We start from the raw sequence: 13,372 nt of genomic DNA on the forward strand, positions 1-13,372 counted from the left end.
GTCAAGCAGCAGTGGTCGGGAACGGCCACCCGATGACCCGGTCGGCGGTGACACCTCGGAGGTTGGCACCGTCCCAGCGGACCCCGGTGACGTCCGTGCGCCCGTACCCCGGATCGTGCGTCACGACGTAGCTGAAGCTCGCGTAGGACAGATCCGTGTCACGCAGATCGGCATCCCGCAGGTCGCAGCCGGCGAAGTGAGCGCCCCGCAGGGAGGCACCCCGAAGGTCGGCGCCGCGAAAGTCACACAACTTGAACGAGTGCCGATCCAGGTTGCGATGCCGAAGATCGCGGCCCACGAACGACTGCCGGGTCGCGCCAGGCAGGATGCTCATCCGCGAAACGTAGCCCGCTCGTTCGATGCCGAGCCACCCGCTTTCTGCGCGTTCCACGCTCGGCAAGCCATGCTGGTTGACTAGCGGCATGGCGGACAGGCGCGACGACTTGTCAGCGCGGCTGGCGCGGGTGGCGTCGAAGTTGACGGCTGCGGCGTCGTCGCCCGGCGAGCCGGTCATGTTCGGTGCTGAATCCCACCGATTCCGGATCGGGCCGGCGTTGTCGGAAGATGCGGTCGTCGTCTTCGAGAGGCGTCATAGGGTCAAGCTGCCGGCCGACTATCGCGGCTTCATCACCACTGTCGGGCACGGGGGACCCGGTCGGTTCGGTGGCGCCGGGCCGTTCTACGGTCTGTTTTCGATCGACGACTGGGAGTGGGCCCTACTGGGCGACCCGGACGTCACCATGTTGGCCAAACCGTTTCCGGCCGAACCCGACCGGGTGTACGACGACTGGCTTGCTGAGGCGGCGCCGGGCGAGGACGACGAGCCGTACCGCGGAACGTTGGCGCTCAGCCATCAGGGCTGTGAGGATCTGTCACTGCTCGTCCTCACCGGTCCTGCCCGCGGACGGGTCGTCGAGACCTGCCCGGGCAAGCAGGGGCCGCGCTTCACCAAGGATCCGGACTTCCTCTCCTGGTACGAGAGATGGCTGGACGCCGTTCTGGCCGGCGAGCGGCACTTCCGCTGAGCGGCGCGGGGGTCGGATGCGGTGCCGACCGCTGTCGAGCTGCCCCAGATCTGGGCCGCTGCCGCCTCGATCGCGATGCCAAGCCCGGCCCACGCCTGCCCCAGATCTGGGCCGCTGCCGCGTCGATCGCGACGCCGAGCCCGGCCCCACGCCTGCCCGGGAAATGGGGCAGCTCGACAGCGACGGGAGAGCACTACCGCAGCCGCCCGCCGGTCCTTCGGGCTCGGCGGGCGGTCGCGCTCAGTTCGCCACTTCCCCAGCCGAAGGCCTCCAACGTGATGTCGGTCCGGGTACCGAAGGCCTTGAAGAGCTTGGCGATCGGACCATGCGGAGGCTGTCGCCGACCGTGGCGAACACCGTGGCCGGAGAGGCCCCGATCTCTTGTGCCACGAACCACGGCGCCATGAGGTTCCGGCCCACCGGCTTCCAGACACTCGGCGAGCCCGGTCGCCAGCAACGAACGGCGGAGTAGGTCGATGCCCCTGATCCATGCACGGACCGCGCTCGCCAGCAGCTGGCGGTCGCCGTTGGACGCTGTCAAAGTCGGTCGTACTGATCCTGTACGAGGGCGTGGACGCGAGCAACGTCAACCGATCCCGGCTGTGCTTCCGTGATGAGCAGCACGACGTCTTGCCGTTGGGCGATCGCGTCGACCTGGACGCGGCCCTTGTCGTCTCTGGCCGGGTCGACGAACGATTGACTTCCCTGCGGGCCGGTCGTCGTCGCGCTTTCGCTGATCCGCTTCGTCCGGGCCCGACGGCAGTATGTTTCCAGGAACCCGCTCGCCTCGTCGTTCGAGCCGAACTGAATCAAGGTCACAGTCACCGATGTGCCGTTCCCTTCGGTCCAGCCCTCCGTTACGGCGCGGCGCATCCCGAGCAGCGAAATGATGTCCCCTGGTTCTGCCGCGTCGATCAACTGTGTCGCCTGGCTGATGCTGAGTCGGCCGTCGGTGCCGATGACGTCGGGGTTGGGCGCGGAGCCGACAGGCGCGTCCACCAGGAATTCACGGAGGTCGCTGGGGTGGTCGCGGGGTGCGGGCGGCCGGTTCAGCGCAAACCAGGCAGTCCCACCGGCTACGGCAACTGCTGTGATCACTCCGAGAACCAGGGCGGTGACCGGACCGCGGCGCCGCCACCACGGTACCCACTCCGGTCGTGCCGACCATCCCGTTGCGACCGGCGATTGCGACGCGCGCGCCTGCGAGACGGTCGTCGGCTGCGGCGAGGGTGACATCGACCGCGGGTCGTGCCCTGGTGGCGCGGCCGGTGGCTGCGACGTTTCGTTTTCCGGGCGGGCTCGTCCTGGCGCCATGAGAGTCCCCAGGGCGACGGTCACCAGCAGCGCCCCGAGCAACGCGAGCAGCGCCCCGGATTGGATGTCAGCAGCGGGGTTGTCGCTGGCCCGCGCGCCGCTGGCGTCAACAGCGTGCCTTCCGAGATCGAAGGTTAGAAAGACGATCACGACATCGGCCACGCAGACGAGACGGAGCAACATGCGCCGCCAATCCGGCTTGACCCACGCCGCCGCGAACGCCCCGAACAACACCACCCAGCCGACAAGCAGGGGAATTGCCGCCTCCGACAGGTCGACGAGCCGATACCCCCGCGCGGCCTGCTCGGGATCCTCTCCGAACAACCGATCCAGTGTGTCCGCAGTCCGCACCGCTACCCATGGCATGAACTGGGCGCCGACCAGCGCCAACAGGCCCAGCGCGGCTAGCGCGAGCGCGGTGACACGCTGGCGACCTGGTCCCGCCACGCGAGCGGGCGTGCCAGACGTGGCATCCCTGTCAGCAGGTGAGGATTCGATCTTCACCCAGGCATGATGGCAGCCCGCGATCCATCATCGTCTACCGGGTTTCGCCACTCGCTCGATGCCGGCTGGGTTTGGGAAGTCCTTCAGGTGCTGACCCGGGCACTCCGACCGGCCGGACGCGTCACACCTCAACCGATACCCCTCAGGTATCAGTCCTCGCCGAATCGATCATCGTTCGCGCAGCTCCCGTGAGGTGCACTGGCGAGGCGGCGGTCAACGGACCGGCCGCTCACAGCAGCGAGTCATGGGAGATCGAAAATGGGTCAGCTCGACGGCAGGGTCGCGGTGGTGACCGGCTCCAGCGAAGGCATCGGGTTCGCCAGCGCGCCGGTGCGTACGTCTATCACCGGACGGCGTAAGCCGGAACTCGACGAGGCGGTGGCGGGAATCGGCGCGACCCGCGCCACCGGGGTCAAGGGCGACGTGACGGACTTGGCCGACCTCGACCGGCTCTTCGCCACCATCGGCATGGCTGGGCGATCCGGCGGCACGACGACGGCGTCGGCCAAGCCCATGCACGTGACGAGCATGTCAAGAACCGTTGCCGAACTACTTCCGTCCGTGTCTACACTTCCTAAACCGTGTGTCGCAGGTTCGAATCCTGCCGGGGGCACCAGGTCACAGCCTTGATCACCGATCACTGATCCGCCCTTCCGGGGCTTGCGTGCCCGCTGCGTGCCCGATCGCCTTGCGACCTTCGACCGGCTCGCGTCCAGGTGCTCAGCCACCTCAGCGTCTCGGCCGTCGGCGGCACGGGCGTGGTGACGGCTCGTGACGCTGGCGTTGCCGGGCGGCCGTGTGATCCGACAACTGATGCGCGACACATCTCCGCCACGTGATGCGCAACCGCGCGATGAAGCTAGGGGCACATCAGTGCGCCTCGGGACGAGCGGATCTGCCGATGAGCGGTCATTCGGTTGATCGCCTCGTGCCGCGATGACCTATCGTCGGCCGCCGTCGTCGGCCTGCGAAAGCTCAATGGTGAGGTCGCCGGCGAACGAGCCGACAAGCATCCGGCGGTTGCCGACTGTAAAACGGACCTCGACGAGCTCACCGACCTGGTTGTGGCTGGGTACCACCTCTGAGACTGGGCCGGTCGTCTGATCGATCACTGATCGCGTCATCGCTTCGGGGGGCCAAAGATAGTCGGGCATTTCGACTTGGGACCGGAGTTCGGCTACCAGTCGCCAATCGGTCCAAACCGTCAGCGTAAGCGACAGACCGTCGGTGAAGACCAGTTGGATCGCCTGGAGGTAACCGTCGGGCTCACGTATCTGAGCGATCTCGATGACTGCGCGTGCTCGAACGTTGAGCGCATCCAGACCCTCGGCGAGTATGGCCATCGCCCTCCTTCCGCCAGACGCTGGTCCCAGGATCCACGATCGCATGACAGCTCAGCGGTCAGACAGCCGCAGGGCAATGCACTGATCTGCCGCGATCAGCGCGCGAAGGTGTCGCAGATCAGTTGGCGGACGAGTGTCGCGCATCAGTCGACGGAGGACAGACGTGATCCGACAGCTGATGTGCGACACATCTCCGCCACGTGATGCGCGACAGCGCGATGAACCTAGGGGCACATCAGTGCGCCTCGGGGCCTGCGGATCTGCCGATCAGCGGACTCCTTCGTGTGCGGAATCGGGGTGGGCACTGCCGCCCGGCCAGCAGTCCCTGATGCAGCTACCAGATGATGATGCCGCCGTGTACCGCCTTGGCGCGCTCCACAGCGTGCCGCATGTTGGTCAGGTAATGGAGGATGCGATCTGCGTCGTACCCAGTCGCGGCGGATAGTTGCTCGACGTTCTCTGCCAGGAGTACGCACTCCCGCTCGAAGGCGTCGAGCTGGCCGGGCGGGACCTGGAGATTCCCACGGTTCTCGACCGTGATGTCAGCGAGTTGCGGCAGGAACGTCGCGCCGAGACGCCGAGCGGCTGCGGAACCCCACAGCTCATAACGAAACCCTTCAGCTCCTACTCCCGTGCTGGTGCCCGGCGGATCCACGACAACGTCCCGACCGGCGTAGGCGTCGTCGTCTGGTATCCACACAGAGATATCGAGGCTCATCCCCACACTCCCGCCGTGTCTCGAATCACGGCTACTGTAAGCGCCGACCAGATGCAACTGATCTGCCGCGATCAGCGCGCGGAGGTGTCACAAATCAGTTGGCGGACGAGTGTCGCACATCAGTCGACGGAGGACACTGACGCAAAGCCGAGCACTGCCGAATTCCGCTCTATCAGATCAAGGCGGCCCGCAAGCGGGCCGCGCCGGCCCGGCCCCGGCCTGCTGGCGACCTCCGGCCGGCATCGGCCGGGCCGGCCGGCCACCTTGGGGACGACCAGGACCTTGAAGACCTCGGGGCTCCGCCCCGAACCCCGGCCCTCCTCAGAGATGCCGCCGCGGATCACCTCGCCGGGCACCACAAGGGCTACCAGCCTCCCCGGACGGGGCCAAGGTCGTTCGTCCGGTAGGGCGCTCCACCTTGTCCCCGTCCGGGGAGGCTGGACGGTCTACGACTGCCCGACGAGGAGATCCGCTTTCCCACTCACCGCATAGCCGCTGCACGACATGTCGTTGCTGACTGGCACACTCCGGCGCATGAGTTACGACTTGGCAGTGTGGGAAGGTGACAGGCCCGCTGACAACGCCACAGCGCTGACCACCTTCAAGGCGCTCTACGAGAGGTATATCGCTGAAGGCCAGATACCGCCGACGCCGCGTATCCGGGCCTACGTCGAGGCCCTTCTTGAGCGGTGGATCGACCTCACGGAGGACGACGACGAGGAGCAGAGCCCCTGGTCGACGGGGCCACTGATCAACGAGGCATCGGGACCAGTCATTTACTTTCCGATGGTGTACAGCCGCTGCCAGGAGGTGTCGGCCGGTGCCGCACGAATTGCCGCTGAGCATGGCCTTGTCTGCTTCGACCCGCAGCTAGGTCTACTTCGGCCCGCACCTGAGGAGCTGTAGATCGTCTTCACGGTGCGGGATGAGGTTCCGGTCTTGGCTGTACAGCCAGTCGTACAGCCAAGACCCCCGGCTGACACCGACGCCACCCGACAACGACGGACGGGCTGACCAGGTGCGCAGCCACCCGACCAGCCTTCCGCGATCTTCTTCTAAACCCCGGGCCGCTCGGGCCGCCGGGCGCTTGACAGCCGCCTTTCATACGTCACGGGTTATGGATGTTCGCCGTGCGTGCCAGTTTGCGCTGAACGGCCCGGAGGAGAGAGATCGTCTCTTCGTCTGTCAGGCCGGTTGTGGTCGACCAATCACAATCGGATCCGAAAATGTCGCTGGCGAAAACTACCTCAGTGGCTATCAGGACACGTCGCCAGTCGCGACGGCTAAGTGGCTCGTCAGCGCGGATCGACGCGTGCAAACGGCCGGCGCGCGCATATAGATCCTGAACCCCCTCGAAGCCCATGGCGACCGCCAACGCTTCAGTGCTATGAGCCGGGCCGCCCCACTCCTTGAGTCCCCGGGCGAGTAGGTGGCGTTCAGCTTCGGTGAGGTCGACCATGACCAGGTCGCTGAGAGCGGCGGCTGGCTCACCTGGTCGCGCGTCCGCTGCGTCCATGCGTCGATCGTGCCACCCTTTCGCCGTGGGCTGTACAGCCATCCGTACGGCCAAGCCGGTCGACGGCAGTAGGGCTAAGGCGGTGTCAGCCGACAAAACGAGCAGGCCGGAGACGGTGGGCGACGAGGGCCGACAGAAGTCTTGATCTTTGCAAGGCATTGGTCGCCCGGGGGTCTTGAGGGCATGATGTGCCGGTGATCACGGAGCGGGAGGCAAGAAGGGCGGCCGAAGCTGTGCTGCAGGACATGTCCTCGGTGCCCGGTATGCCCTCGCTTGCGATCATGAACGTGGAGGAGCGCCAGGCCTGCTGGATCGTGTACTACCAGTCGGCGCGGTACATCGAGACAGGTTCCTTCCTCGACTCCTTGGTCGGGAACGGGCCGATTCTTGTGGATCGGCAAACGGGGCGGCGCCACCAGACAGGTACGGCTCAGCCGATCGACTACTACGTCGCCGGCCGACACACGTGCGCACTCTGCACGGCTGCCCAGCCGTAGGCGCAGTCCGCATCCAGTCCGCAAGAGGTCGACGGACGGTGGGGGAGTGGTGAGAGATGTCGAGAGGTGTTTCCGCCGGTAGGAGCGCACTCGGGCAGGTCGCCGGGCCGCCCATCTTGATCTCATAATCCCTCGGTCGCGGGTTCGAGTCCCGCCCGCCCCACCAGCCGTTTTCCCAGCTCAGCCATGCTGCCGACGACCCGGACGGACCGCGTCGAGATCCGGACCGACGCCCTCAGTCCGCACTGAGTCCGCAGCAGCACGACCCGCCGCCCGGTCGAGGCGATCCGCGACCTGGTCCAGGTCGTCCTCGAAGAGGTCCGCGTACACGTCCAGCGTCATGGCCGCCGAGGCGTGCCCGAGCATCCGCTGCACCGCCTTCACGTTGGCCCCCTCGGCCACCGCGAGACTGGCCGCCGTGTGCCGCAGCTCGTGCGGCGTCAGGCCGGCGAGCCCGATCGACTCCGCAGCCCGGTCGAAGACGCGGCGACGGAAGTTGTTGTTGCGCAGCACCTCGCCGGCCGGGGACATGAACACCAGCTCGTCACCGGAGCGGCCGGCGATCTGCGCGGCGATCGGCTCGACCAGGAACCGGGGGAGCGGCACCGACCGCCGTTGGTGCGTCTTCGGCGTGCCGAACACCGCCCGACCGTTGACCTCGGTCACCGACTCCGCCACCAGCAGCCGCCGCTTCACCAGGTCCACCCGCCGCACGCGAAGCGCGGCCAGCTCGCCCCACCGCAGGCCCGTGTAGGCCAGCACCCGGATGATGAGCCCGTACGGCTCTGCCGCCGCCGCCAGCTCGCCCACCTGGCCGTGCGTCAGGAACACCTTTTCCGCCCGTCCGACGCGGGGGAGGCGCACACCGGCCGCGACGTTGCGAGTCAGCCGACCATCCCGAACCGCCAGCGCCAGCAGCAGCGAGAACACCCGGTGTGCCTGCCGAACGGTGGACGGCGCAAGACCCGCCTGCGTCATGCGGCGTACCCACTCGCCAACATCCGCGTGCGTGATTGCCGAAAGCGGAACGCGTTCCCACACCGGGAGCACCTGCCGCCGCAGGAGACTGCCATACCGCTGGCGAGTCGACGGCTTGAGCTGCACCTGATTGGCGAACCACCGGGCAGCCCAGTCACCAACGGTGACCCGCGAGAGAGCCGGATCGACCCACTCACCGCGGGCGAGTGCCGTCTTCATTGAGGCGTGCCACCGGTCAGCGTCAACCTTGCGGTCAAAGTGCCGAGCGTGCTCCTTGCCGGCAGCATCGCGGTACCGGGCACGCCATTTTCCGTTCGGGCGCTTGACCACACTCACCGGTCTGCCGCCTCTTCCAACCACGCCCGCACGTCGGCCGGGTCATACCGCAGGTGCCGGCCGACCCGAGACGCCCGAGGCCCGATGCGGCGGTACCGCCACTGGTAGAGGGTGCTCACCGGCACGCCGAGGAAGGTCGACACGTCCTCAGCCGTCCACAGCGGTTCGATGGTCCGAGTCTTCATGCTGCTCCCTCCTGAGCCGTGGCGGTTGCCGAAACATCGGGTGGTGCTTGGGTGCGTCTTGCGGCGTCGAGCTGGGCGCGCCATTGGATGCGTTCGGATATCGCACGCAGCACCCGATGGCCGAGCGGGGCAACGTCGGGGTCGGTGGGCTTGGCGAGTTCCCAGGCGTGCCGTACCGCGTCGGAGCCGGCGGGGGCGGTGTCGGCGTCGGTGGTGACGCCGAGCAGTGCCTTGACCCACTCGCGTCGGTCGGCGCGGTGGTCGGCCAGGGTCTTGCCGGACCATTGCCGGGAGATGAGGACGCGTCGGCCGCCGATGCCGAGGGTGTCGCGCTTGTGGACCTTGTTCTTGCAGTTGCCCGGCCGCAGCCCCTGCTTGGCCTTCTTGGGTTGGATGCCGTAGAGCAGCCAGTTGGCGCACCGTTCCGAGCACGGCGTGTGCCGCAGCTCCAACCACAGGCGTTCCAGGTGTGCCCGCTGCCGGCCGGTGGTCACGTCGTGGCAGTCGGCGGCCTGCTTGGTCAGGTACTTGGTGATGTACCCGACGCACCGGTCAGCGTCCTTGGTCCCGGCGAGGACGCCCTTGGCGTCGACCTGGCTACCGAAGCGGACGACGTGCACGGGTTCGGCCTCGGGGTCGGCGTCGACCAGGTCCAGGGCGTCATCCCACGACGGCAGCAGTTCCCCGGTGTCGGGGTCGGTGTAGCCGGCGGCGTCGGCGTCCCATTGCGGCGCCCTTCCCGGTTCGTAGACCCGCACGTCAACCGGGGGCCACCACACCTGGTGGTAGGTCGCGGCGGCTACCTGGCGGATCAGGGCGCGCGGAATGGTGCCCCGGATGGCGAAGTGCGCGTGCGGGGCAAGCCGGCGTTGCGGCTCGACGGCACCGGCGTACTGGACGTTCCAGCCGACCGCCCGGCGCAGGTTCTGCCAGAACCGATCGAGCAGCCGCGGAAAGTGCACCGCGTCCCAGGCGGCGCGCCGGTAGTCGTAGCTGTCCGGGTCGACGGGGGTGCCATCGGTGTGGACGCGGCCGTAGGAGCCGAGCGTGAGGGTGAGGAACATCGACGGCCGGAACACTTGGCCGGCGTGGCCCTCGAAGGTCCGCCCCACCGTGCGGTTGTCCACGGGGAGGCGGGGCAGGTCCGGGGCGTCCTGCCGGCGCTTGGTGGAGCGGACCCGCCGCTTGCCGTCGCTCTCCTGGTCGTCGTAGGTGGCGTGTGGCGGGGCGGGTCGGCCGCGCATGCCTTCGGTGGTGATCTGGCCTTCCAGTTCTGCGATGGCGTCGTCCAGGTCCGCGACCTGATCCCACTGCGAGGCCCGTGCCGCCTCATCGCGGGCGAATTCCAGGTGAGCCCGGGCGACGATCAGGCCGCGTTGCGCGTCGGTGGCCGGCTGCGGGCCGGGGTCGGGTTCGTCGGTACGGTGCCAGCCTTCGCGGATCTGCTGCTGCCGCAGCTGGCGGGCGCGGGTGGCGCAGGCCGGGCACTTGGCTTCCTGCGTGGCGCCGCACGGCATGTCGATGACTTCCGTCTGCCCGCTGTCGAGGTCAGTGCGGCGCAGCGAGACGGGGCGGGTACAGACGCCGTAGTCAGCGGCCAGGTCCTTGACCACGTCGACGGAGCGGGGCATGAGCATCCGGGCGGCCCGGGAGCCCGGCCTCGGAGTTTCCGCCGGCGAGGCCGGGGCGAGGCCGGGCAGCGTCGGGGTGGTCGTCATCGGGCCACCCCCAGCGAGCCGGTCAGGTCACGGACCCGCAGGGCGGGGCGGGGGTCGGCGGTGGCGTGGTCGTCGCGCAGCGGGTCGAAGGCGACGACACCGGCGCGGGTGGTCTTCGCCCGGTACATGGCCGCGTCGGCATCGGCGAGGGCGGCTGCGAGGCCGGCGGGACTCGCGGGGGCGAGGCCGATGCTGGCGGTCACCGACACCGCCACCCCGGACGGCAGGCGGACGGGGGTGGCGATGGCGGCGGCGATCTGGCGGGCAGCCGCGGCCGGGGCGGTGTCCGTGAGCAGAGCGGCGAACTCATCCCCACCCAGGCGGGCGGCCACCCCGTGAACGCGGCGCAGGCGTTCCGCCACGGCGGTCAGGACCACGTCCCCGGCGGCGTGGCCGTGGGTGTCGTTGACCGGCTTGAAGCCGTCCAGGTCGACCACCACCACCCACGGCCGCAGCGGAGCCAGCTGCGCCCAGGCATCGGCCAGCCCAGCACGGTTGGCCAGGCCCGTCAGCGGGTCACGCAGGGTGGCCCGCTGCAGGGCGGCGAGTTCGTAGCGGACGGCGTAGAGCCGGTACTGATCCCAGACGAGGACGGCGAGGCCGGCGACGAGGAACAGGCCGGACAGCAGGGCGTCGGTCATCGGGTCACCTCTCCCATCAGCGGGACACCATTGCGGCGGACGAAAGCAGCCGGAGGCACCGGGGCAACCGGAGCCGGAGGGGTCAGCTCGGCCGGGGTCGGCTCGACTGGGGCCGGCCGGGTCGGCTCGACGTCGACCAGGGCGACGGACTCAGGGACAACCGGGGCCGGCTGGACGGGTGGGGCCGGCGGCGTGACCGGCCGGACCGGCGCGGGGTCGGCCGGGGTGGGGGCGGTGGTGAGGACGAGCTTGGACAGGCCCATGAAGGCCAGGGCGGGGACGGCGGACAGCAGCCACCCGGACAGGCCGGGCTTGGCGACGGCGAGCTGTGCGGCCAGGGACAGGGCAACGGCGGCGACGAGCAGGAACAGCGGGTAGCCGACCGGTTGACCGTTGCGGCGTCGGCGGCGGATGGTCAGCAGCGCGGCGACGGGCACCAGCTCGGAAATGACGGCGTTGGCCCAGCCGAACCACTCGCCCGTGCCGGCCGGGGAGTTGTCGAGGGTCCACTCCTTGACGTGGGTGAACGAGGCGGCGCCCGCGAAGCCGGCGACGAGCAGGAGGATGACGACCAGGACCAGGCCCTCAACGCGGTCGGCGCGGGTGGCCGTGGGGTGGGGCTTCATGCGGCACCGTCCAAGAATTCACCGTCGATGACCCGGAGGCGGCCGTAGGTGTGGGCCATGTCGCGGATCTCGTCGTCGGCCAGGTAGGAAAACCGGACCCGCATCGGGGTCGGGTCACCGTCGATGACCACGAACCCGACACCGGGCAGGTTCTGTGGGATGCGGTCACACAACGCGCCCCGGTCGCGCATCCCCTCGCCCAGCACCAGGTCGACTTGCGCAGCTTCGGCCAGGCGCAGGCCGATGCGGGTGGGGAACAGGTCGCGGAACGGCAGCACTTCCTTGCGCGGGTCTTGGATCGCCGCCAGGACGTGAACCCCGACCGCGCGCCCCTGGCTGAGCAGGATCGACAGGGCCGCCTTGATCCGGTCCTTCAGCTGCCGGTCGGTCAGGTAGGCGGTGAGGTTGGCCAGCTCATCGATGACCAGGACGATCAGCGGCTCATCCGGCGTCGGCGTGTGCTGACGGGTCCGGCCGTAGAGCTTCCCGGCCCGCTCCTTGGCGACCGTGGCGGCTTCCTCGATCAGCTCGCACATGGCCGTGTAGTCCTTGCGGGCAAAGCGGGCGAACATCGGCGCGCCCATCCCCAGTTCCATGCCGCCCTTGGGGTCCAGGCCCCACAGCTGCACGAGCCCGGAGGTGACGCCGTTGGCGAGGGAGCGCACCACGGACCAGATGACCGAGCCCTTGCCCGAACCCGTGGCGCCCACCACCAACACTTGCGTGCCGAACAGCCGCAGGTCGTAGCCGTCGCCGTCCTCCCGCTTGCCCACGGGCAGGGCGGTGAACTCTGGCACCGCCGGCACCGGCAGCGGGCGGACGAGCTTGGCGAGGGGGTCACCGCGGAACAGGCGCAGCAGCACCACATCCGGCCGAGCCCCGGGGACGGCCTTGACCTGCCGGACGCCGAAGGTGTGCGCGAGGCGTTCGGCGACCTTGGCGAAGTCGTCGGGGATCTGACCGGTGACCATCCGCACCGTCACCACGTCCACCCCCGCCGTGCACTGCACCTTCCGCAGCACCGGAAGGACCGTGTGCGAGTCGAAGGAGACGGCAAGCTTGGCGGTCACCATCGCGGCATGCCAGTTGCGCCGGTACAACCACCGGCGGAACCGAGCGAGGACCGGCCACCACCCGAACCGTAGGAAGGACGGCCGGTGGCCGAAGCCCCAAGCCGAGGCGACGACGGCGACCAGGGCGACGACCCCGACCGGACCCGCCCAGCCCCAGCGCAGGTACAGCCAGCCGAAGAACACCGCCGGACCGGTGACGTACCAGAAGCGCACCAGGACCACGGCCAGGCGGCCGAGGGCCTTGAGGGTCCACCACGACAGGGCGAGCCAGAGCGGGATGCGGATGAACGGGGTGCGGACGTTGATCGGGGCCGAGTCGAGCCGGTCGCCCCGGATCACGTTAACCAATGGCATGCCTCAGCCCTCCCCGACAGCGGAGGCAAACAGGGAGCCCTGCCCCGGTGAACCAGGACGACGACGGACCACCCGACGATGGACCGGCGTCCGGGTCGGCATCAGGGCGGCCAGGTCGACCGGCCCCGTCTGCGGGGCGGGGACGTGACGGGTCATGGTCGGCAGCCACCGGCCCCGACCCAGCACGGCCCGCAGGTCGGTCCGGTCGGAGACGTGTGGGGCGATCAGGTCGGGGTCGAGGTGGCGAAGCTTCACGACGGTCCGTGCGAGGGCTGCGGCGGCGGCCGAGATCTCCACCAGCGCGGCCACCCGGACCGCGTCGGACGGGACGGTGGTGTAGACCTCGCGGGCCGCCCCGATGCCCGAAGCGGCGAGGCGCATGACGGTGCGGCGGTGGGTCGTGCGGCGGGGGGCGGGGCGCGGGTTGCCGGCGATGCGGGCAGCGTCAGCTAGTGCCGCATCAGGCAACCTTTGCCCTGTCGTGCGGGTGACGCGCCGTCCGGGTGCTGGTCTGGACGGCGTGGTGTCGTCAGGCTGTCCGGGT

The 13,372-nt window shown here is 69.1% G+C and carries 16 protein-coding genes; 4 read left to right on the forward strand and 12 right to left on the reverse strand.

All coding sequences use genetic code 11. The annotated features are described in order from the left end of the window. Position 1: 1 nt before the first annotated feature. Entirely contained in the window at positions 2–514 is a 513-nt protein-coding gene (locus BXA10_RS26960; RefSeq protein WP_076473652.1) for a pentapeptide repeat-containing protein, read from the reverse strand. On the opposite strand from BXA10_RS26960, the gene BXA10_RS26965 reads away from it, so the two are divergent. Further along, a complete protein-coding gene (locus BXA10_RS26965; protein WP_139338171.1) occupies positions 513–1,025 on the forward strand; it encodes an SMI1/KNR4 family protein in 513 nt (170 codons plus the stop codon). The genes BXA10_RS26960 and BXA10_RS26965 overlap by 2 nt on opposite strands. Before the next feature lie 537 nt (positions 1,026–1,562). On the opposite strand, the gene BXA10_RS26970 is transcribed toward BXA10_RS26965, so the two are convergent. Further along, on the reverse strand, positions 1,563–2,843 hold the full coding sequence (locus BXA10_RS26970; protein ID WP_139338172.1) for a hypothetical protein: 1,281 nt from the start codon (positions 2,841–2,843) through the stop codon (positions 1,563–1,565). A gap of 258 nt (positions 2,844–3,101) precedes the next feature. Between BXA10_RS26970 and BXA10_RS31085 the strand changes: the two genes are divergently transcribed. Further along, on the forward strand, positions 3,102–3,473 hold the full coding sequence (locus tag BXA10_RS31085) for a hypothetical protein (RefSeq protein WP_139338173.1): 372 nt from the start codon (positions 3,102–3,104) through the stop codon (positions 3,471–3,473). Positions 3,474–3,784: 311 nt separating this feature from the next. Here the strand turns inward: BXA10_RS31085 and BXA10_RS26980 are convergent, their stop codons facing one another. Both BXA10_RS26980 and BXA10_RS26985 read right to left on the reverse strand, forming a co-directional pair. Next, entirely contained in the window at positions 3,785–4,186 is a 402-nt protein-coding gene (locus BXA10_RS26980; protein ID WP_076473656.1) for a hypothetical protein, read from the reverse strand. Positions 4,187–4,520: 334 nt separating this feature from the next. After that, positions 4,521–4,904: a hypothetical protein gene (locus BXA10_RS26985; RefSeq protein WP_139338174.1), complete on the reverse strand. Its 384-nt coding sequence runs from the start codon at positions 4,902–4,904 to the stop codon at positions 4,521–4,523. A 534-nt stretch (positions 4,905–5,438) separates the two neighbouring features. On the opposite strand from BXA10_RS26985, the gene BXA10_RS26995 reads away from it, so the two are divergent. Beyond that, positions 5,439–5,810 carry a hypothetical protein gene (locus BXA10_RS26995; RefSeq protein WP_076473676.1) on the forward strand — a complete coding sequence of 124 codons (372 nt, stop codon included), beginning with the start codon at positions 5,439–5,441 and terminating at the stop codon, positions 5,808–5,810. Positions 5,811–6,012: 202 nt separating this feature from the next. Here BXA10_RS26995 and BXA10_RS27000 read toward each other — a convergent pair whose 3' ends face one another. Further along, positions 6,013–6,420 (reverse strand): hypothetical protein, encoded by a 408-nt coding sequence (locus BXA10_RS27000; protein WP_076473659.1) that lies wholly within the window; start codon positions 6,418–6,420, stop codon positions 6,013–6,015. Positions 6,421–6,614: 194 nt separating this feature from the next. On the opposite strand from BXA10_RS27000, the gene BXA10_RS27005 reads away from it, so the two are divergent. Further along, entirely contained in the window at positions 6,615–6,917 is a 303-nt protein-coding gene (locus tag BXA10_RS27005) for a YrhB domain-containing protein (protein ID WP_076473660.1), read from the forward strand. A gap of 180 nt (positions 6,918–7,097) precedes the next feature. Here the strand turns inward: BXA10_RS27005 and BXA10_RS27010 are convergent, their stop codons facing one another. From BXA10_RS27010 to BXA10_RS27040, 7 genes are all read right to left on the reverse strand, one after another. Further along, positions 7,098–8,114, reverse strand: a complete 1,017-nt coding sequence (locus BXA10_RS27010) for a tyrosine-type recombinase/integrase (protein ID WP_217696861.1) — start codon at positions 8,112–8,114, stop codon at positions 7,098–7,100. A gap of 113 nt (positions 8,115–8,227) precedes the next feature. Continuing rightward, entirely contained in the window at positions 8,228–8,416 is a 189-nt protein-coding gene (locus BXA10_RS27015) for a helix-turn-helix domain-containing protein (RefSeq protein ID WP_076473662.1), read from the reverse strand. After that, a complete protein-coding gene (locus tag BXA10_RS27020; RefSeq protein WP_076473663.1) occupies positions 8,413–10,134 on the reverse strand; it encodes a replication initiator in 1,722 nt (573 codons plus the stop codon). Before BXA10_RS27020 ends, BXA10_RS27015 begins: the two co-directional genes overlap by 4 nt. Then, a complete protein-coding gene (locus tag BXA10_RS27025) occupies positions 10,131–10,775 on the reverse strand; it encodes a GGDEF domain-containing protein (RefSeq protein ID WP_076473664.1) in 645 nt (214 codons plus the stop codon). The genes BXA10_RS27020 and BXA10_RS27025 overlap by 4 nt, the downstream gene beginning before the upstream one ends. Further along, entirely contained in the window at positions 10,772–11,401 is a 630-nt protein-coding gene (locus BXA10_RS27030; RefSeq protein ID WP_076473665.1) for a DUF2637 domain-containing protein, read from the reverse strand. The genes BXA10_RS27025 and BXA10_RS27030 overlap by 4 nt, the downstream gene beginning before the upstream one ends. Next, the gene (locus BXA10_RS27035; RefSeq protein ID WP_076473666.1) at positions 11,398–12,828 is read right to left on the reverse strand and encodes an FtsK/SpoIIIE domain-containing protein; all 1,431 of its coding nucleotides are present in this window, start codon (positions 12,826–12,828) and stop codon (positions 11,398–11,400) included. Before BXA10_RS27035 ends, BXA10_RS27030 begins: the two co-directional genes overlap by 4 nt. 3 nt (positions 12,829–12,831) lie before the next feature. Then, positions 12,832–13,209 carry a hypothetical protein gene (locus BXA10_RS27040; RefSeq protein ID WP_076473667.1) on the reverse strand — a complete coding sequence of 126 codons (378 nt, stop codon included), beginning with the start codon at positions 13,207–13,209 and terminating at the stop codon, positions 12,832–12,834. Positions 13,210–13,372 lie beyond the last annotated feature (163 nt).

This window comes from Micromonospora avicenniae (assembly GCF_900156065.1).
GTDB classification, from domain to species: Bacteria; Actinomycetota; Actinomycetes; order Mycobacteriales; family Micromonosporaceae; genus Micromonospora; species Micromonospora avicenniae.

What these genes read in the sequence shown, in the direction of transcription:
- BXA10_RS26965 (WP_139338171.1), top strand. Translation starts at nt 513, where the DNA reads ATGTTCGGTGCTGAATCCCACCGATTCCGGATCGGGCCGGCGTTGTCG.
- BXA10_RS26960 (WP_076473652.1), bottom strand. Translation starts at nt 514, where the DNA reads ATGACCGGCTCGCCGGGCGACGACGCCGCAGCCGTCAACTTCGACGCC.
- BXA10_RS31085 (WP_139338173.1), top strand. Translation starts at nt 3,102, where the DNA reads ATGGGTCAGCTCGACGGCAGGGTCGCGGTGGTGACCGGCTCCAGCGAA.
- BXA10_RS26980 (WP_076473656.1), bottom strand. Translation starts at nt 4,186, where the DNA reads ATGGCCATACTCGCCGAGGGTCTGGATGCGCTCAACGTTCGAGCACGC.
- BXA10_RS26985 (WP_139338174.1), bottom strand. Translation starts at nt 4,904, where the DNA reads ATGAGCCTCGATATCTCTGTGTGGATACCAGACGACGACGCCTACGCC.
- BXA10_RS26995 (WP_076473676.1), top strand. Translation starts at nt 5,439, where the DNA reads ATGAGTTACGACTTGGCAGTGTGGGAAGGTGACAGGCCCGCTGACAAC.
- BXA10_RS27000 (WP_076473659.1), bottom strand. Translation starts at nt 6,420, where the DNA reads ATGGACGCAGCGGACGCGCGACCAGGTGAGCCAGCCGCCGCTCTCAGC.
- BXA10_RS27010 (WP_217696861.1), bottom strand. Translation starts at nt 8,114, where the DNA reads ATGAAGACGGCACTCGCCCGCGGTGAGTGGGTCGATCCGGCTCTCTCG.
- BXA10_RS27015 (WP_076473662.1), bottom strand. Translation starts at nt 8,416, where the DNA reads ATGAAGACTCGGACCATCGAACCGCTGTGGACGGCTGAGGACGTGTCG.
- BXA10_RS27020 (WP_076473663.1), bottom strand. Translation starts at nt 10,134, where the DNA reads ATGACGACCACCCCGACGCTGCCCGGCCTCGCCCCGGCCTCGCCGGCG.
- BXA10_RS27025 (WP_076473664.1), bottom strand. Translation starts at nt 10,775, where the DNA reads ATGACCGACGCCCTGCTGTCCGGCCTGTTCCTCGTCGCCGGCCTCGCC.
- BXA10_RS27030 (WP_076473665.1), bottom strand. Translation starts at nt 11,401, where the DNA reads ATGAAGCCCCACCCCACGGCCACCCGCGCCGACCGCGTTGAGGGCCTG.
- BXA10_RS27035 (WP_076473666.1), bottom strand. Translation starts at nt 12,828, where the DNA reads ATGCCATTGGTTAACGTGATCCGGGGCGACCGGCTCGACTCGGCCCCG.
- BXA10_RS27040 (WP_076473667.1), bottom strand. Translation starts at nt 13,209, where the DNA reads ATGCGCCTCGCCGCTTCGGGCATCGGGGCGGCCCGCGAGGTCTACACC.